The organism is Caballeronia cordobensis (assembly GCF_001544575.2).
GTDB lineage: Bacteria > Pseudomonadota > Gammaproteobacteria > Burkholderiales > Burkholderiaceae > Caballeronia > Caballeronia cordobensis.
The window spans coordinates 200,489-218,438 of the sequence record NZ_FCNY02000002.1 but is presented as its reverse complement, the minus strand read 5'-3'; the positions used below and the strand labels follow the sequence as shown (position 1 = coordinate 218,438).

General features: G+C 62.4%; 16 protein-coding genes. 2 read left to right on the top strand and 14 right to left on the bottom strand.

Annotation, left to right across the window (positions count from 1 at the left end; translation table 11 throughout):
• Positions 1-182 precede the first annotated feature (182 nt).
• From kdpC to AWB70_RS04435, 6 genes are all read right to left on the bottom strand, one after another.
• A complete protein-coding gene (gene kdpC, locus AWB70_RS04455; RefSeq protein WP_053567821.1) occupies positions 183-767 on the bottom strand; it encodes a potassium-transporting ATPase subunit KdpC in 585 nt (194 codons plus the stop codon).
• 4 nt (positions 768-771) lie between these two features.
• Complete coding sequence (gene kdpB / locus AWB70_RS04450) at positions 772-2,904, bottom strand: potassium-transporting ATPase subunit KdpB (protein WP_014190959.1); 2,133 nt, start codon at positions 2,902-2,904, stop codon at positions 772-774.
• 14 nt (positions 2,905-2,918) lie between these two features.
• Positions 2,919-4,688, bottom strand: coding sequence for a potassium-transporting ATPase subunit KdpA (gene kdpA / locus AWB70_RS04445; RefSeq protein WP_053567820.1), 1,770 nt, complete (start codon positions 4,686-4,688; stop codon positions 2,919-2,921).
• Entirely contained in the window at positions 4,685-4,780 is a 96-nt protein-coding gene (kdpF, locus tag AWB70_RS04440; RefSeq protein WP_041730256.1) for a K(+)-transporting ATPase subunit F, read from the bottom strand. The genes kdpA and kdpF overlap by 4 nt, the downstream gene beginning before the upstream one ends.
• The gene (locus AWB70_RS38955) at positions 4,777-4,884 is read right to left on the bottom strand and encodes a potassium ABC transporter ATPase (RefSeq protein WP_193788504.1); all 108 of its coding nucleotides are present in this window, start codon (positions 4,882-4,884) and stop codon (positions 4,777-4,779) included. Before AWB70_RS38955 ends, kdpF begins: the two co-directional genes overlap by 4 nt.
• A 226-nt stretch (positions 4,885-5,110) precedes the next feature.
• Complete coding sequence (locus AWB70_RS04435; RefSeq protein ID WP_053567819.1) at positions 5,111-7,000, bottom strand: DUF262 domain-containing protein; 1,890 nt, start codon at positions 6,998-7,000, stop codon at positions 5,111-5,113.
• A gap of 353 nt (positions 7,001-7,353) precedes the next feature.
• Here AWB70_RS04435 and xth point away from each other — a divergent pair, with 353 nt between their 5' ends.
• The gene (xth, locus tag AWB70_RS04430; protein WP_014190957.1) at positions 7,354-8,136 is read left to right on the top strand and encodes an exodeoxyribonuclease III; all 783 of its coding nucleotides are present in this window, start codon (positions 7,354-7,356) and stop codon (positions 8,134-8,136) included.
• Positions 8,137-8,154: 18 nt separating this feature from the next.
• Here xth and ntrC read toward each other — a convergent pair whose 3' ends face one another.
• The 3 genes from ntrC to glnA form a co-directional block, all read right to left on the bottom strand.
• The gene (gene ntrC / locus AWB70_RS04425) at positions 8,155-9,639 is read right to left on the bottom strand and encodes a nitrogen regulation protein NR(I) (protein ID WP_053567818.1); all 1,485 of its coding nucleotides are present in this window, start codon (positions 9,637-9,639) and stop codon (positions 8,155-8,157) included.
• 105 nt (positions 9,640-9,744) lie between these two features.
• Positions 9,745-10,887 carry a nitrogen regulation protein NR(II) gene (gene glnL, locus AWB70_RS04420; protein ID WP_014190955.1) on the bottom strand — a complete coding sequence of 381 codons (1,143 nt, stop codon included), beginning with the start codon at positions 10,885-10,887 and terminating at the stop codon, positions 9,745-9,747.
• A gap of 128 nt (positions 10,888-11,015) precedes the next feature.
• Positions 11,016-12,431 (bottom strand): type I glutamate--ammonia ligase, encoded by a 1,416-nt coding sequence (glnA, locus tag AWB70_RS04415; RefSeq protein ID WP_014190954.1) that lies wholly within the window; start codon positions 12,429-12,431, stop codon positions 11,016-11,018.
• Between the two features lie 352 nt (positions 12,432-12,783).
• On the opposite strand from glnA, the gene AWB70_RS04410 reads away from it, so the two are divergent.
• Entirely contained in the window at positions 12,784-13,248 is a 465-nt protein-coding gene (locus AWB70_RS04410) for a rhodanese-like domain-containing protein (protein WP_053567817.1), read from the top strand.
• Positions 13,249-13,257: 9 nt separating this feature from the next.
• On the opposite strand, the gene AWB70_RS04405 is transcribed toward AWB70_RS04410, so the two are convergent.
• The 5 genes from AWB70_RS04405 to AWB70_RS04385 all read right to left on the bottom strand — a co-directional run bounded on the left by AWB70_RS04405 (position 13,258) and on the right by AWB70_RS04385 (position 17,839).
• A complete protein-coding gene (locus AWB70_RS04405) occupies positions 13,258-13,953 on the bottom strand; it encodes a copper homeostasis protein CutC (protein ID WP_053567816.1) in 696 nt (231 codons plus the stop codon).
• Entirely contained in the window at positions 13,950-14,768 is an 819-nt protein-coding gene (locus AWB70_RS04400) for a competence/damage-inducible protein A (protein ID WP_053567815.1), read from the bottom strand. The genes AWB70_RS04405 and AWB70_RS04400 overlap by 4 nt, the downstream gene beginning before the upstream one ends.
• A gap of 10 nt (positions 14,769-14,778) precedes the next feature.
• Positions 14,779-15,636, bottom strand: a complete 858-nt coding sequence (locus AWB70_RS04395; protein ID WP_014190950.1) for an EI24 domain-containing protein — start codon at positions 15,634-15,636, stop codon at positions 14,779-14,781.
• Between the two features lie 78 nt (positions 15,637-15,714).
• Positions 15,715-16,728: a sterol desaturase family protein gene (locus tag AWB70_RS04390; protein ID WP_014190949.1), complete on the bottom strand. Its 1,014-nt coding sequence runs from the start codon at positions 16,726-16,728 to the stop codon at positions 15,715-15,717.
• 85 nt (positions 16,729-16,813) lie between these two features.
• A complete protein-coding gene (locus tag AWB70_RS04385) occupies positions 16,814-17,839 on the bottom strand; it encodes a YVTN family beta-propeller repeat protein (protein WP_041730255.1) in 1,026 nt (341 codons plus the stop codon).
• Positions 17,840-17,950 lie beyond the last annotated feature (111 nt).

Genomic DNA, 17,950 nt, shown 5'->3' with positions numbered 1-17,950 from the left:
CGGCGACACTTAGGCGAGTGCCGCCTCGGAGGAGAAAAGTGGCCAAACTGCGTGTGACCGCGGGCGGTGACGAAGCTGCTTTCTTTGCCTACTTTCTTTGCAGCAGCAAAGAAAGTAGGTGCCGCCCCGCACAGGGGCAATGCTAATAAACCAACACGAAAACGGGATCCGGCCAAAAAAAACTACTTCGCCGCCCCAGCGGCATCCAACGCAAGATTCAATTTAAGCACATTCACCCGCGGCTCCCCGAACACTCCAAACTGCCGCCCCATAGTAGCCCCAGCGACAAGCGCTTCGACCTGCGCAGCGGCCATCCCTCTCTCCCGCGCAACGCGTTCAACCTGATACGCCGCCGCCGCCGGACTGATCTCCGGATCGAGCCCGCTACCAGAAGAAGTCACAAGATCAACCGGCACAGCGCCGGAAGCGCCGGAGGCACCAGAAGCACCCAAAGCAGCAATCCTCCCCTTGACCTCGTCAGCCAGCGCCCCATTCGTCGGCCCGAGATTCGAGCCGCTGGACCCGCCAGCGTTATAAGGATTCGGCGTCGTCGCCGACAAACGCCCCCAGAAATACCGAGGCGCATCGAACTGCTGCCCGATCAGTTCCGAGCCGACCACCTTCCCATCGCGCTCGATCAGACTGCCGTTCGCCTCGCGATGAAACGCCGCCTGCCCGACCGCCGTCACGATCGCCGGATAAACGAGCCCCGTAACGATCGTCAGCGCGACGAACATCACAATAACGGGACGCAAGATGTTCTTCATGATTTCAACTCCATCCGAGTGCGGTGATCACCATATCGATCAGCTTGATGACCGGAAACGGCAGCACGATGCCGCCCAGGCCGTAGACCAGAAGATTGCGCCGCAAGAGCGTCGCCGCGCCCAACGCGCGATACTTCACGCCCTTCAGCGCGAGCGGAATCAGAAACACGATGATCAGCGCATTGAAGATCACCGCCGACAAAATCGCCGACGAAGGCGACGCCAGATGCATCACGTCCAGCACGCGCAATTGCGGATAAGTCGTCGCGAACGCGGCCGGAATGATCGCGAAGTACTTCGCGACATCGTTAGCAATCGAAAACGTCGTGAGCGAACCGCGCGTCATCAGCATCTGCTTGCCGATCTCGACGATCTCGATCAGCTTCGTCGGGTTCGAGTCGAGATCGACCATGTTGCCCGCTTCCTTCGCGGCCTGCGTGCCCGTGTTCATCGCCACGGCAACGTCGGCCTGGGCGAGCGCGGGGGCATCGTTGGTGCCGTCGCCCGTCATCGCCACCAGCCGCCCCTCGGCCTGATGCGCGCGGATCGTCGAGAGCTTCGCCTCGGGCGTCGCTTCGGCGAGGAAGTCGTCGACGCCCGCTTCCGCCGCGATCGCCGCCGCGGTCAGGCGATTGTCGCCCGTCACCATCACCGTCTTGATGCCCATCTTGCGCAACTCCGCGAAACGCTCGCGAATGCCGCCCTTCACGATGTCCTTCAGCTCGATCACGCCGAGCGCGCGCGTCCTGCCTTCGATGCTTTCCGCGACCACGAGCGGCGTGCTGCCGCGACGCGCGATCTCATCGACGGCGCTCTGCACGTCCTGCGGAAAACGCCCGCCGCGTTCCTCGACATACTTCTTCACCGCTTCGGCCGCACCCTTGCGGATCTCGCGATTGGGCAGATCGACGCCGCTCATGCGCGACTGCGCCGAGAATGCGAGGAAGTTCGCGTGCAGCAGGCCCAGGTCGCGCTCGCGGATGTTGAAGCGCTGCTTCGCCAGCACGACGATACTGCGGCCTTCCGGCGTCTCGTCGGCCAGCGACGCGAGTTGCGCCGCATCGGCGAGATCGCGCTCGGCGATGCCCGGCGCCGGCACGAACGACGACGCCTGGCGATTCCCGAGCGTGATGGTGCCGGTCTTGTCGAGCAGCAGCACGTCGACGTCGCCGGCCGCTTCCACGGCGCGGCCCGAGGTTGCGATCACGTTCGCCTGCAACATGCGGCTCATGCCCGCGACGCCGATTGCGGACAGCAGCCCGCCGATGGTCGTCGGAATCAGACATACGAGCAGCGCGACGAGCGCGGTGATCGTCACGACATGGCCCTGCTTCGCCGCGTCCACGGCAAACATCGAGAACGGCAGCAGCGTGGCCGTGGCGAACAGCAGCACGAGCGTCAGCGCGACGAGCAGGATCGTCAGCGCGATTTCGTTCGGCGTCTTCTGACGCTTCGCGCCTTCGACCATCGCGATCATGCGATCGAGAAACGCCTCGCCGGGATTCACCGACACACGCACCACGATCCAGTCCGACAGCACGCGCGTGCCGCCCGTGACCGACGAGAAGTCGCCGCCCGACTCGCGGATCACCGGCGCGGACTCGCCCGTGATCGCGGATTCGTCGACGGACGCGACGCCTTCGATCACGTCGCCGTCGGCGGGAATGACATCGCCCGCTTCGACCAGCACCACATCGCCTTTCACGAGATCCGTCGAGGTCGTGATGCGGATCGGCGATTTCGGATGCGGCTCGTTGAGCTTCTTCGCCATCACGTTGTGCTTCGCCTGCCGCAGCGACGCGGCCTGCGCCTTCGAACGCCCTTCCGCGAGCGCCTCGGCGAAGTTCGCGAAGAGCACGGTGAACCACAACCACAGCGCGATCGCGAGGATGAAGCCCGCGGGCGCTTCGGCGTCCCCGGCGAGCGCGGCGATCCAGAGCACCGTCGTCAGAATGCTGCCGACGTAGACGCAGAACATCACCGGATTGCGCAACTGCGTGCGCGGCGCGAGCTTCTTGAACGCATCGGCGATCGCGGGCCTGAGCAGCGACGGATCGAACATCGAGCGTGCCGCCGTGCGCGCCTGCCCGAGATTCTCCGGACGATGCAGCGGCGGCGTTTGATTCAGTTGGGTCATGCTGTCCTCGAAGTTCAGTGGCCTGCGATCATGGTGAGATGCTCGACGATCGGGCCGAGCGCGAGCGCAGGTACATACGTCAGCGCGCCGACGAGCAGGAGCGTGCCGAGCAGCAGCACCACGAAGAGCGGACCGTGGGTCGGCAACGTGCCCGCATTCACGGCGAGGCGCTTTTTCGCGGCGAGCGAACCCGCGATCGCGAGAATCGGCACGATGGTGCCGAAGCGCCCGAACCACATCGCGATGGCGAGCATCGAGTTGTAGAACGGCGTATTCACCGAGAGCCCCGCGAACGCGCTGCCGTTGTTGTTGGCGGCGGAGCTGAAGGCGTAGAGGATTTCGGAGAAACCGTGCGCGCCCGGATTCGCGATACCCGCCTTGCCCGCTTCCGTGAGCACGGCGATGGACGTCCCCACGAGCACCAGCAGTGGCGTGAGCAGGATGACGATGGACACCATCTTCATGTCGAACGCTTCGATCTTCTTGCCGATGTATTCGGGCGTGCGCCCGATCATCAGCCCGGCGACGAACACCGCCAGCAGTGCGAACGCGAGCATGCCGTAGAGACCGGAGCCGACGCCGCCGAAAATCACTTCGCCGAGCTGGATCAGCAGCATCGGGACGAGGCCGCCGAGCGGTGTCAGCGAGTCGTGCATATCGGCGACCGCGCCGCAGGATGCCGCCGTCGTCACCACGGTGAAGATGCCCGATTGCGCGATGCCGAGGCGCGTTTCCTTGCCTTCCATGTTGCCGCCCGCCTGCAGCGCGGACGCGTGCGTATCGACATGAAGCGACGCGAAGAGCGGATTGCCCGCCTGTTCCGCCGAGATCTCGGCGACGCACGCGACCGTGAGCGCGATGGTCATCGCCGCGAGGACGGCATAGCCCTGACGCCGGTCGCCGACCATGCGCCCGAAGGTCATGCACAGCCCCGCCGGAATGATCAGGATGGCGAGCATCTGCATGAAGTTGGAAAACGGCGTCGGGTTCTCGAACGGATGCGCCGAGTTCGCGTTGAAGAAGCCGCCGCCATTGGTGCCGAGCATCTTGATCGACTCCTGCGATGCGACCGGGCCCATCGGCAGCGTCTGTTTATCGACCTTGACGGTTTCCGTTTGCGTCTGGGTTTGCGTTTTGTATTGCGTGACTTCGAGCGTCGGCACGTCTTCATATGCCTTGAAGTTCTGGATCACGCCCTGGCTGACGAACACGAGCGCGAACACGACCGCGAGCGGCATGAGCACGTAGAGCGTCGAGCGTATGAGATCGACCCAGAAATTGCCGATGGTCTGCGCGCTATGGCGCTTGAAGCCGCGTATCAGCGCGATCACCACGGCGATGCCCGTCGCCGCCGACAGAAAGTTCTGCACCGTGAGGCCGAGCATCTGCGCGAGATAGCCGAGCGTGCTTTCGCCGCCGTAGTCCTGCCAGTTCGTGTTGGCAACGAAGCTGACGGCGGTGTTGAACGCGGCGTCGGGCGTCATGCCGCTCATGCCCTGCGGGTTGAGCGGCAACATGCCTTGCAGGCGCAGGATCGCGTACAGCACGAGCGCGCCCAACGCGTTGAAGAGCAGCACGGCGAGCGCGTACTGCTTCCACGACATCTCCGACTCGGGATCGACGCCCGCGAGGCGATAGAACACGGACTCGACAGGCCGCCCGATTCTGCGCACGACGACGGACGTGCCCTCGAACACGTTCGCCATGTAGCGCCCGAGCGGAAGCGCGAGCGCGATCAGCACGACGATGAATATCGCCGTCTGCGTGAAGGTATTCGCGTTCATTCGAGATCCTCCGCACGCAGAAGCGCGTACACGAGGTAGACGAAAAGCAGCAGCGTCGAGGCTGCGGCGAGCCACATCATCCAGAGATTCATGAGCGGCCTCCCGACGCGCGGCGGCGCAGTTGCTCGCAGCCGCTCGTGAGCGCCACGCAAAGCCCCCAGAAAAGGACGATGCCGGCGAGGTAAAGCAAGTCCATTGTCGTGTTCTCCCCTTGTGCGGTTTAGGACTGAGGGGAGATTACGAGGATTGGTGTAAAGGGCGGGATAAAGGTGGAGCGTGCGGTGTAAAAATGGTGTAAAAGTCGCGCGCGCTGCACGGCGACGACGCGTTGGTGACAGTCTCACGCGGTCGCAGCGCGCGGCTCGCATACTTGACTGTCAATGCGCGGGCAACATTCTTATCACCGCACGCCTGACTGCGAATTAATGATTAAAGAGCTCGCCCGAAGGTGAACTCGGGGGACGCAACTCAAACGATGCGTCCTCATCAGACGACTCTTCCTCTGAGAGCATTGACGTAGCAGAAGGCGCGGGCGACTTCTTTCCCATTGCTTGCTCGATTAATTCGATCAATGCACTCTTTCGCCGCGCGTAGAACCGCTCGAAATCATCTCGCCGAAGCGAACCCGCATCGATTCGACGGCTCGCCAGGATCGCATTCATCTCGGCGTCTCCAAGTTGCACCTGCTTGTGTGTCTGCAGCTTTCGCACATAGTTTGATGGCGGCTGACCTCCTATCATGCGATTGGCCTTATAGGAAATGGGCGTCTTGTTCACCACGGAATTGAAGGCGGCTCGCCTTATGCCATTATTTTCGCACCAGCTCTGCGGAAAAATATGGTGAATATCGAGCGCGAGTTCCTCCTGATCGAGCGCGCGAATTTCCGCTTTCCAAAAGAAGTCATGCGCGCCCTCGCGCAGCAGCAAAACATTCAGACCTTTATAAGCGGCAGAAAGACGCGACGACATCCGATCCAGCCGGTCCGAATTGAACACCGCATCGGCGACGGTCCTCGGCGTGGATTTATCGGATTCGATCCAGGCAAGAACATCCTCAACGTCATTCGCGATGCGAGTCTCGATCGCGCCACCGTACAGTTCACCGAGTACGCCACACCAGAACCACTGAGAGAGCTTCGTGTATATGACAGGTTCCAGCCAGCGCCGCTTAAGTTGGGCCATGATGGCGGCAAGCGGCGCGAGTTGTGTTCGATACGGCAATTCCCGAGGCTTGGTGATGCACTCCATGCGAAGGAATTGAGCGGCGGCGACGAAGCCCATCTCCACATCGTCGGCCCACTTTACATAGGCAGAAAGCGGCATGGAGAGGATTGATGCCCGTTTCGCGCTCACGGGTTGGACAGCCTTGCCCGTCTTGCCGACGGCGAGGTCAGCGACGCGTTGCTCCAGTGTGTGAAGCATCGAGACGGCTTGAAGGAAGTCGGTCGACTCGACGAGCGTCAGCACCGCATCCTCGCGCAAACGCGGGAACCTTCCCGCAATCCTGCGTCGTGCGTTACCGAGCCAATCGTCGCGCAAGTTGAAGCCCTCAGCGGCGTAAGTAGCCGTAACGAGTTCGAATACGTTCAGCGGAACGCCGCCCGTGTTGACTTTTTCGAAGACGAGACAGACCGCTTCTTTAGAAGTCGCTCGACCGAGCTGAATCACGGGCAGTTGATAGTTTCGGAACGCCGACAGCACTTCTTTCCGAAACTTGATGTATAGCGCGAAATGCTCCTGCGCATACTCCTGGAGTGCTTCTTCCCACTCGTCGGAGTTAAGGATCTGGTCGCAGGGAAAATAGAGCAGACTGCATTCATTCCGCGTCGTGCTCAGGTCCAGCACGACATCGCGCCCGAAGTTGGTGCGCAGGACGCGGTCGTCGTCGGTCGCAATGATGGCGTCGTCGAGACGCTCGCCGCCTTCGAGTGCCGTGGGAATGTGCCAGTAGTAATGCCGTTCGATCGATTTGCCGTTGTCGGTCCTCGTCTTCACCGATGATTGCGACGCGAGCACTTGCGTGAGCGTAGTTAGCCGTTGCTGACCATCCAAAATCAGCAGTTCGGCGTCGGGGCCATCAGGAGGAAGACTGACTCCCTCGACCGGGCGAACTTGAAATCGCGTTTCTCCGCCTGTCTCCAACAACATGACGGCGCCCACAGGAAAAGATCTTGCGACGCTGACGAGCAGGCTACGGATGTGATCATCGTCCCATACCCATCCACGCTGAAAATCGGGAAGCTGAATCTTGCCTTTTGTGATGTCAGCGAGAATCTCAGGCAGCAAACGCTTCGTACTATCGAACGTGCTCATTGGAATCTGATTTCAGAAAGAATATTGTGACGGCTTTATCAGGGCGAACGCTTCGCTCGCACAGTTTCGTGACTCATGGCAAACCTTCAGACCATGGCTTGACGAACATCCCCTGGCTTGGTCGACTCGCCCTGGATCGAACGAATAATTTAGTAATCTAATTAGCATTGCAAATTTTTGTAAAGGCGCGTGATCCACTTCCTGAACCTCGCGTTACACGTCGAATTCTACCAACCCGAGATTCATGCCCGGATGGACGCAACTGCTCTTATCGGTATGATGCTGAATCCCCGTCGCGAGCGGTCGCCGCCAATCGTTCAGCCGACGATAAGCAAACCAACACCGGTCACGTCATGAAAATCGCCACCTGGAACGTCAACTCCCTCAAAGTCCGCCAGCAGCACGTCATCGACTGGCTCGCAGCATCGCAGGTCGACGTCCTGTGCCTTCAGGAACTCAAGCTCCCCGACGAGAAATTCCCGCGCGCGGAACTCGAAGCCGCGGGCTACAAAAGCTGGTTCGCGGGTCAGAAGACGTACAACGGCGTCGGCATCCTGGTGCGCGCCGAATCGAACTACGAGGTCGATGAAATCAACGTCGTGCGCAATATTCCCGGTTTCGAAGACCTTCAGCAGCGCGTGATCGCCGCGACGGTCGATGGCGTGCGCATCATCTCGGCCTATTTCCCGAACGGACAGGCGCCCGGCTCCGAGAAGTTCGCCTACAAGATGCGCTGGCTGGATGCGCTGCGCGTATGGCTGCGCGAAGACATGGCGCGTCATCCGCAACTCGCGCTCTGCGGCGATTACAACATCGCGCCGGAAGATCGCGACGTGCACGATCCGAAAGCCTGGGAAGGACAGAATCTCGTGTCGCCGGAAGAGCGCGCGCACTTCACGCAGCTCATCGAACTCGGGCTCACGGATGCCTTCCGCAAATTCGAGCAGGCCGAGAAGCTCTTTACGTGGTGGGATTACCGGATGCTGGCGTTTCGCCGCAACGCGGGGCTGCGCATCGATCACATCTTGCTGTCGCAGGAACTCGCGGCGCGCTGCACGGCGTGCGAAGTGGACAAGGTGCCGCGCAAGTGGGATCAGCCGTCGGACCACACGCCCGTGATCGCAACCATCGACTGATCCCTGTTCAAGCAAACGTCACGCGTCGAGATGCAATTCCTGAATCTTGCGCGTGATCGTATTGCGGCCGATCCCCAGCCGCTCCGCCGCTTCCACCTTGCGCCCGCGCGTGAAGTCGAGCGCTTCGCGAATCACGGCCGCCTCGAAGCGGCGCGCGAGTTCATCCATGACATCGGCGGAATTCTCGCGCAAGAGGCGCGCGACTTCCGTGCGCAAACCGTTTTCCCATACGCTCGCCGTCGCGCCCGCAAGCGGCGCGGCAATCGCGCCCGCGCCGTTCTGCACGACCGGGTTCGCGGCGACCGCGCCATCCGTCGACACGGCGATGCTCTCCGGCGTGACGTCCTGACGCGGCACGAGATCGGGCGGCAGATCCTTTTGCTCGATCACTTGCGCGGGCGCCATTACCGTGAGCCAGTTGCAGAGGTTCTCCAACTGGCGGACGTTGCCCGGAAACGGCAACGACGCGAGATACGCAAGCGCGTCGTCGGAAACGCGCTTGGGCTCCACGCCCAGATCGCGCGCGCTCTTCTGCAGGAAATGCCGCGCGAGCAGCGGAATGTCCTCGCTGCGCTCGCGCAACGCGGGCAGGCGCAGGCGGATCACGTTGAGGCGGTGATACAAGTCCTCGCGAAACAAGCCCTGCCGCACGCGCGCGTCGAGATTCTGATGCGTCGCCGCGATCACGCGCACGTTCGCCCGCAGCGGATTGTGCCCGCCCACGCGATAGAACTGCCCATCCGACAGCACGCGCAACAGACGCGTCTGCAGATCGAACGGCATGTCGCCGATTTCATCGAGAAAGAGCGTGCCGTTCTCGGCCTGCTCGAAGCGGCCCTGGCGCATCGCCTGCGCGCCCGTGAACGCGCCGCGCTCGTGGCCGAATAGTTCGGATTCCAGCAGATCCTTCGGAATCGCCGCCGTGTTCAGCGCGATGAACGGTCCGTTAGCGCGTGGGCTATGTCGGTGCAAGGCGCGCGCGACAAGCTCCTTTCCGGTGCCTGATTCGCCCGTGATGAGCACCGTCGCGGCCGAATGCGACAGGCGGCCGATCGCGCGGAACATGTCCTGCATCGCGGGCGCCTGGCCGAGCATCTCGGGCGTTTCGGTCACGCGCTCGTCATACGCCGCTTCGCCACGCATGCTTTCGTCGACGGCGCGGCGGATCAGCTCGACCGCTTTATCGACATCGAACGGCTTGGCGAGATACTCGAACGCGCCGCCCTGAAACGCGGCGACCGCGCTGTCGAGATCCGAAAACGCCGTCATGATGATGACCGGCAAACCCGGCAAACGGTCGCGCACGGTCTGCAGCAGTTCGAGCCCGGAGCCGCCCGGCATGCGGATGTCGGAAACCAGCACTTGCGGGCTTTCCTGTTCGAGCGCGGCAAGCGCGTCGCGCACGCCCGAGAAGCTGCGCGTCGTGAAGTTTTCTCGTGCGAGGGCCTTTTCCAGCACCCAGCGGATGGATTGGTCGTCGTCTACTATCCAGATCGGCTTCATATCGTTCGGCGAGAAGTCTTCGTGTGGTTCGGTGTGAGCCCGTCGAAACGGTCAGGCGTCAAGGCGTGGGTGGCGTTCCTGGCGTGAAGTGGATGGTCGTCGATGTCAGTTCTCGAAGGGCAGCAGGATGGCGAACTCGGTGCAGCCCGGCCGGCTTTCCACTTCGATCAACCCTTCGTGCTGATGCACGAACGATTGCGCGAGCGTGAGACCGAGACCGCTGCCGTCTTCCCTGCCCGAGACGAGCGGAAAGAAGATCCGGTCGCGGATTTCATCGGGAATGCCGGGGCCGTTGTCAGTGATATGCAAGTCCAGTGCCAGTTTGTGCAGCTTCTTGCCGATCGTCACCTTGCGCGCGATGCGCGTGCGCAGTTCGATCTTCGCATCGCCTTGCGAGATGCGTTCCTTCAGCGCTTCGGCCGCGTTGCGCACGATATTCAACAGCGCCTGGATCAACTGCTCCTTGTCGCCGCGCAAGTCGGGCACGCTGACGTCGTAATCGCGCTCGATCGTGAGGCCGCGCGGAAACTCGGCGAGGATCACGGCGCGCACGCGCTCGCAGACTTCGTGGATATTCACATCGCCGACGATATGCGGATGCCGGTGCGGCTCGAGCAGCCTGTCGACGAGCGTCTGCAATCGATCGGATTCCTTGATGATGACCTGCGTGTACTCGCGCAACTCGTCGCGTTCGCGCTCGCCGAGCTCGAATTCGAGCAACTGCGCCGCGCCGCGAATGCCGCCGAGCGGATTCTTGATCTCGTGCGCGAGATTGCGGATCAGTTGCTTGTTGACCGCGGTGAGATCGTGGATGCGCTCTTCGCGATCCGTGCGCAGATGCCGCTCGTTCTCGAAGAGTTCCAGCAGCAGGTAGTCCGGCGCGGCTTCGAGATAACCGACGATCGCATGCACGTGCACCGGCTCGCGGCTCGGCCGTTCGAGCACGGCGTCGAGCCGCGTCGCGTTGAAGCGGTTCTCCGCGATCGACGCGATCGTGGCCGCCAGTTCGTTCGCATCGGCGAAGAGCTCGGGCCATTTCATCTGCGTCAATTGCTTGCGCGACATCTCCAGCATCGATTCCGCCGAAGGGTTCGCGTAGGCAATCCGCAGGTTGCGCATGTCGAGCACGAGCACGACCGTAGGCAGCGCTTCCAGTCCGGGCAACAGCCCCGTCGCGGCGAGCTGCGTGTCGTCGGAGAGCGCGTCGGCGTGGCCTTTACGCGCCTTGATGAGATTCTTTAACACCATCGTGCAATGAGTGAGGCCGTTCGTGACACCGATCTTCTTGTTGATTCATGACACGCTCGGCGATTAAAAAAGGGACGGCGCGCCGTCCCTTTTTCGTCATCGCTTTACATGCGTTGCGCGCATGCGGCTTACAGCGAGTAGTACATCTCGAACTCGATCGGATGCACCGACTGACGATAACGCTGCAACTCCTGCGTCTTCAGTTCGATGTATGCGTCGAGCATCGAATCCGTGAACACGCCGCCGCGCGTCAGGAACTCGCGATCCGCGTCGAGCGCGTCGAGGGCCTGGTCGAGGCCCGCGCACACGGTCGGGATCTTCTTGTCTTCTTCCGGCGGCAGGTCGTACAGATTCTTGTCCGCGGCTTCGCCCGGATGAATCTTGTTCTGCACGCCGTCGAGACCCGCCATCATCAGCGCGGAGAAGCACAGGTACGGGTTCGCCAGCGGATCCGGGAAGCGCGTTTCGATACGGCGGCCCTTCGGGTTGCTCACGTGCGGAATACGGATCGATGCCGAACGGTTGCGTGCCGAGTAAGCCAGCTTCACGGGCGCTTCGAAGTGCGGCACGAGACGCTTGTACGAGTTCGTACCCGGGTTCGTGATCGCGTTCAGCGCGCGTGCGTGCTTGATGATGCCGCCGATATAGAACAGCGCGAATTCCGAGAGGCCTGCGTAGCCGTTGCCCGCGAACAGGTTCTGGCCATCTTTCCAGATCGACTGGTGCACGTGCATGCCCGAGCCGTTGTCGCCGACGACCGGCTTCGGCATGAAGGTCGCCGTCTTGCCATACGTGTGCGCCACGTTATGGATGATGTACTTCATCTGCTGCAGCCAGTCCGCGCGCTGCACCAGCGTCGAGAACTTCGTGCCGATTTCGTTCTGGCCCTGGCCCGCCACTTCGTGGTGATGCACTTCGACCGGAATGCCGATCTGTTCGAGCAGCAGACACATTTCCGAGCGGATGTCCTGGAACGTGTCGACGGGAGCGACCGGGAAGTAGCCGCCCTTCGTGCCCGGACGGTGGCCCGTATTGCCGCCTTCGAATTCCTTCGCCGACGACCACGGCGCTTCTTCCGAGCCGATCTTCACGAACGTGCCCGACTGATCCGTGTTCCACTGCACCGAGTCGAAAATGAAGAATTCCGGCTCCGGACCGAAGAAGGCGGTGTCGCCCAGGCCCGAGCTCTTGAGATAGGCTTCGGCGCGCTTGGCGAGCGAACGCGGGTCGCGCTCGTAGCCCTTGCCGTCGGCCGGCTCGACCACGTCGCAGGAGAGCACCAGCGTGGCTTCTTCGTAGAACGGGTCGATGAACGCAGTGTTCGCATCCGGAACGAGCAGCATGTCCGACGCTTCGATGCCCTTCCAGCCTGCGATGGACGAGCCGTCGAAAGCGTGGCCGCTTTCAAATTTGTCTTCGTCGAAGTGCGAAACCGGCACGGAGACGTGTTGTTCTTTGCCGCGCGTGTCGGTGAAGCGGAAGTCGACGAACTTGACGTCCTCGTCCTTGACGAGTTGCATGACGTCGGCCACGGATTTACTCATTACCTATCTCCTGATTAACAAAAGTCGGCGAATCGCTTCGCCGCCCCGACCAATCCTGAACATCGATTCAATCGAGGATGGAAAAGCAGCTTCCGTGCCAAGCGCACCAACTTTGCGCTAAGCGCTTGAAGCAGCGCGCGTTTCGAGTGAAACCGATCCGTACGATGAAAAGGTTTCCGGTTTGCCGCTCCTACCGCGCGCACCTTTTCGGTGCGCACTCGTTTGTCCAGATTTATCACGGCACCACTCAGGTGCATCGACGTATTCTTGCACCACAATCGCGCATTCATCCTGCACCCGGCGCGGCTCCCGTGCACGCTAGAATGATTCTTTGCGCCTTACGGAGACCGCCATGAGCACGCTCGAACAACTCTATAGCCAGGCCGCCCAGCGCGCCGCCGACAACAAGCTCACCTACGCGGGCGCGTTTTCTCCCGCCGAAGCATTCGAACTGCTGCAGCTCGATCCGCGCGTGCGGCTGATCGATGTCCGCACCCGCGCCGAACTGGATTGGGTCGGCCGCCCCGCGATCGACGGCGCGCAATACGCGCACATCGAATGGATCCGCTACCCCGGCTCGGTGCCGAACGCCGAGTTTATCGAACAATTGCGACAGGTCGCCACTCCGGATACGCCTGTCGTGTTTCTATGCCGCAGCGCGGCCCGTTCGAAGCTCGCGGCGGTCGTGGCGCAGAAGGAAGGCTATGGGCAGGCGTATGACCTGCTCGAAGGCTTCGAAGGCGACAAGGATGGACAGGGACACCGGAAGACGGTGGCGGGATGGTGCTTTCGCGGGTTGCCGTGGATCGGGGCTTGAGCGACGTCTTTAGCTCTGCGCATCGAGCAGCGTTCGCACGCGCCTGACTCGCCCTTCATCGACAGGCGCGAGCCCCTTTCCGTCGACTCTCACGCCCGAGCCGAAATGCACCGCGCGCACGCCTGTCGACACGACGAACCGCGCTACCGCATCGATAGTCAGTCCGGCGCCCGCCAGCACCGCGCAGCGCGTGCCCGCCGCCCTTTCGACGAGTCTGGCGATCGTCGCCTCGCCCTCCAACACGGACGGCCTGCCGCCCGAAGTCAGCACGTTCGTCACGGCCTCAAAGCGCAGCAGCGTATCGAAGGCGGCCAAGAGATCGCGCGTTTCATCGAATGCGCGGTGGAACGTGAACGGCAAGCCATCGGCGGCCTCGATCACGCGCGCGAGGCCATCGGTATCGATATCGCCATTTGCGCGCAACATGCCGGTGACGATCGCGTTCGCGCCCGTCTTCGCAATCGCGCGCACGTCGCGCAGCATGACCGCGTAGTCGTCGGCATCGTAGACGAACGAGCGGCTGTGCGGCCGCACGATCACGTTCACCGGAATGCCGACCGCGTCCACCACGGATTCGATCAGGCCGATGCTCGGCGTCAGCCCGCCCTCGCCCATCGCGGTGATGAGTTCGAGCCGGTCCGCGCCGCCGCGTTCGGCCGCGCGCGCGTCGGAAACGGTCGTCGCGATGACTTCGAGCAACGTCACTTCGCTTCCTCCGGCGGCACTTCCACGACTTCGCCGCCCAGCGCGATCACGCCCTCGCGCAGCACCTCGAACGCCGCATTCGCCTGTTCCGGATCGCCCTTCACGCCCAGATCGATGTGCGAGCGCGCATAAAGCGCCCCGCGCGTCGCATCGCCGACACTCGGCAGGCTGAACGCCCGCACGCCGTCGAAATCGCGCTCGATCGCGACCATCAGCGGCGTGATGCGCGATTCCGGCAGGCCGAAAACGAGCAGCGAACGCTCGACATGCGGCACCGCGTGATGCAGATGCGCGTACTTGTTGTCGAGCACCCATTCGATCATCGGCCAGGCCATGACGGGAAAGCCCGGCACGAAATGATGGTCGCCGACGGAAAAGCCCGGAATCTTGTTGTAGCTGTTCGGAATGATCGCCGCGCCCTGCGGAAACGTGCCCATGTTCAGCCGATGCAGATTCTCGGGCGATTCCAGATCGACCGGCTTGCCCGCTTCGGCGGCCGTGTCGCGGATGCGCGCGCGAATCAGTTCCGCGGCTTCAGGATGCAGTTCAAGCGGCACACCGAGTGCCTTCGCCGCGCACTGGCGCGTGTGATCGTCGGGCGTAGCGCCGATGCCGCCCGTCGAGAACACGATATCGCCCGATGCGAACGTGCGCGCGAGCGTCGCGGTAATGCGCGCGGGATCGTCGCCGACATAGTCTGCCCAGTCGAGCGACAGGCCGCGCGCGCCCAGCAATTCGATGATTTTCGGCAGATGCTTGTCCGTGCGGCGGCCGGACAGAATTTCGTCGCCGATGATGATGACGCCAATGCCCATGAATGCCTCTCTAATCTTTCAGTGATACGTCGCGGGTTTCGACTGTGATCGCCGCGTAATGCGGCGCGCTCGCGCGCAGGCGTTCGAGCGCGTGCAGACAGTAATGCGCGAACCAGAGCGCGGAAAACACGAGGATGAACGCATACGCCCAGATCGTCACCACGGCGACGACCGGGAAAAGCGGCAGCAGCCAGACCGACCATGCCCAGAGCATCGTCGGCACGGAACTCAGCAGGCCGCTCACGATGCCGATGCTCAGCAGCGGCCAGCGCGCCTCGCGCACGATCGCGCGGCGCTCGTCCGCGCTCGCGTGCAGCGCCAGCGCGTCGTAGGTCATCACGCGATACGTCAGCCAGCCCCACAGCAGCGGCGGAATCAGTGCGAAGAACGGCGGAATGAGCCACAGCGGCAGCGTCACGACGAGCAGCACGAGGCACACGACAGTCGTCACGACCGAATGCCCGAGGCTGCCGTACCACGAGCCGCCGCGCCGCTCTTCCAGCGACGCGTAATGCCCTTTCGGCCGGCGCGTGAGCAGCTTGACGACGCCCGGCATCGAAATGGTCGCGATAAGCAGCAGCACCGTCACGACGATCAGCGGCACCGTCATGATGACGACGAGAAACGGCGCGATTACCGCATGCAGCGACGAGAAGCCGACCGTATCGAAAAGGCGATACATCGCGGAGGTGAGCGCCCAGCCGTCGAGCCAGACGTTCGCGGCGCCCGTCAGCGTCTGCCAGAAAAACCAGAGGACCGCGCCCCAGACCACCGTGGCGACGCCGAAGGGCATCAGCGTGAGCCAGAGCATGCGCGGATGAAAGACGTTCGCAAGCGCGCGCACGAACGAACGCAGCAAGTCACTCATGCGTGATTCTTAGAAGGTAAAGGAAGAACCGACAGGATAAACCAGCGCCGCCCGCGGGCGCTGGTCTCGAGGGAACGGTCAGACGGCCGCCGAGTTGTCCGATGTGGACGCGCGGCGTGTCGAAAGACGCGCGGCGATGCGCTTGAACGCGAGCCAGTGCTGCTCGATGAAGCCGTCGCCGTAATGGACAGGCGCGATGCCCGGCGCACCGAGCTGGTCGCGAATGCCCGTCGGCTCGACGGTACGGTCGAACGAAGCCGAGCGGAACAGGATGTCCCAGAAGGAAAACAGCACGCCGAAATTGCAGCCGTAGGTCGTGCCTTCGTGACCGAAACCGATCGCGTGATGGCGCCGATGAAACGCCGGGCTCACGAAGATCCGCTCGCCAAACCAGCCGAAATGCAGCCGGATATTCGCGTGCTGCACGCTCTGCATGAAATTGGTGATGGCGACGAGCACGACGAATTGCGACGGCTCCACGCCGATCACGAGCGCGACGCACGCGAAGAAGCTCGCTTGCAGGACGTCGTCGAGCAGATGGTTACGGTCGTCGGTCCAGAGCGACATCTTCCGCTGGCTGTGATGCACCGCGTGCAGTTCCCACCAGATGCCGAAACGATGCTCCAGGCGGTGATACCAGTAGCCCGCGAAATCGAGGATCAGCAGATAGATGATGAAGGTGACGAGCGGTTCCGTGGTCACGCCCGGCCAGAGATTGTCGATCTCGAGATTCGGCACGCTGTGGAGGCGCAGCCAGCTTTGCAGCGAATCGAAAAGCGGCTGGAACGTGAAGAAGAAAAACAGATTGAGGATGCCGAGCTTGACGATCCACGTGTAGAGCACGTCCACGCGCACGCCCTTGCGGTCCTTCCACGTTTCCGCGGGGCGGAACGCTTCGAGCGGACGCAGGATCGCGTACATCGTGAGGACTTCCAGCACGCCGACGATCACCCAGTAGAGCGCGTCGTAGGTGTCTTCGTCGTAGTCCATCATGCCGAGCTTGAACAGCGCCGGCTGGACGACATCGACGTAAAGCAGTGTCTGCAGCGACGAGACGAAACTGTCGAGAGCCGAAAGAATGGAATGCAACATGGTGCTCCGTGGTGCTAGCGGCGGCCCGGTTGCGCCGGACCTGCCTCCATCGTAGTACAGGGCGCGGTTGCGCGCCCTGTTCTGCTTACGCCCCGTTCGGCGCCGTGACCGGCGCGCGATTGAAGAAGTAGATGCCGTGCGGCGAACGGCCCACCTTGATCGTCTCGATAAGCTTACGATTTGCAAGGTCGATCACGCCGACATGCTTCGCGAAGCGGAACGTAACCCACAGATACTTCTTGTCGGCGGAAAGTTCCATGTCATCCGGGCCCGGCAGCAGTCCGGTGATATCGCCGACATTCGTGAGCGCGTCTTCGTCGATGATGCTGATCGTGTTCGCGACGCGGTTCGACACCAGCACGTGCTTGCCGTCGACCATCGAGCGGAAGTTGTGCGCGCCCTTGCCCGTCGTGATGGTCTTGACGACCTTCTGGTTGCGCCAGTCGACCACGGCCACGTAATCCGCGCCGGTCATGCCGACGAGCAGAAATTTGTCGCCCGGCGTAAGCCACACGCCCGCCGGCACCTTGCCGACCTTCATCTTCCATTTCACGGTCTGCGTCGCGAGGTCGATCGCGGCGATCTCGCCCGAAACCTGCAGGGAGATGAACGCCGTCGAGCTGTCGTTGGTGAACGCGATATGGCTCGGCATGGTCGCGAGCGGCAGGCGCTTCGCGATGGCGAGGTTCTTGCCGTCGAAGTGATAGATGTCGAGACGGTCGAGACGCAGACCGGTGGACACGAACCACTTCTTGTCCGGCGAAAAGCCGATCTGGTACGGGTCCTCGATGTCCTGAACCCAGCGCTGGAACGCGCCGGTTTTCGGATCGACGAACATCAGATTGTTCGACACCGAATTCGCGACGATCAGCGAGGAATTGTCGGGCAAGGGCATCAGGTGGTGCGGCTCCTTGCCGGTGGGCACGGTGCCGACGACCTGACGCGTGTTTTCGTCGATGAGGCTCAGCGTGGCTTCCGCCGAATTGAGCACGATGACATTGTTGGCGAACGCCGCGGTGGCGACGAGCGCGGCGCCGGCGGCAAGCGCGGCGCGTGCGGCAGCCGCACGGAAACGGCCGCAAGCGTGGCCGGAACGGAATATGTTGCGCATGGGAATTGGGTTTCGAAAGGCAGGCGTCATTGTAGAACGTTTGCCTCGCGCGGCGCGTTGACCAGGTGCGGCTTTTTGCGCAATGCGCTGCTTCGGCGCAAGAAATGAAAG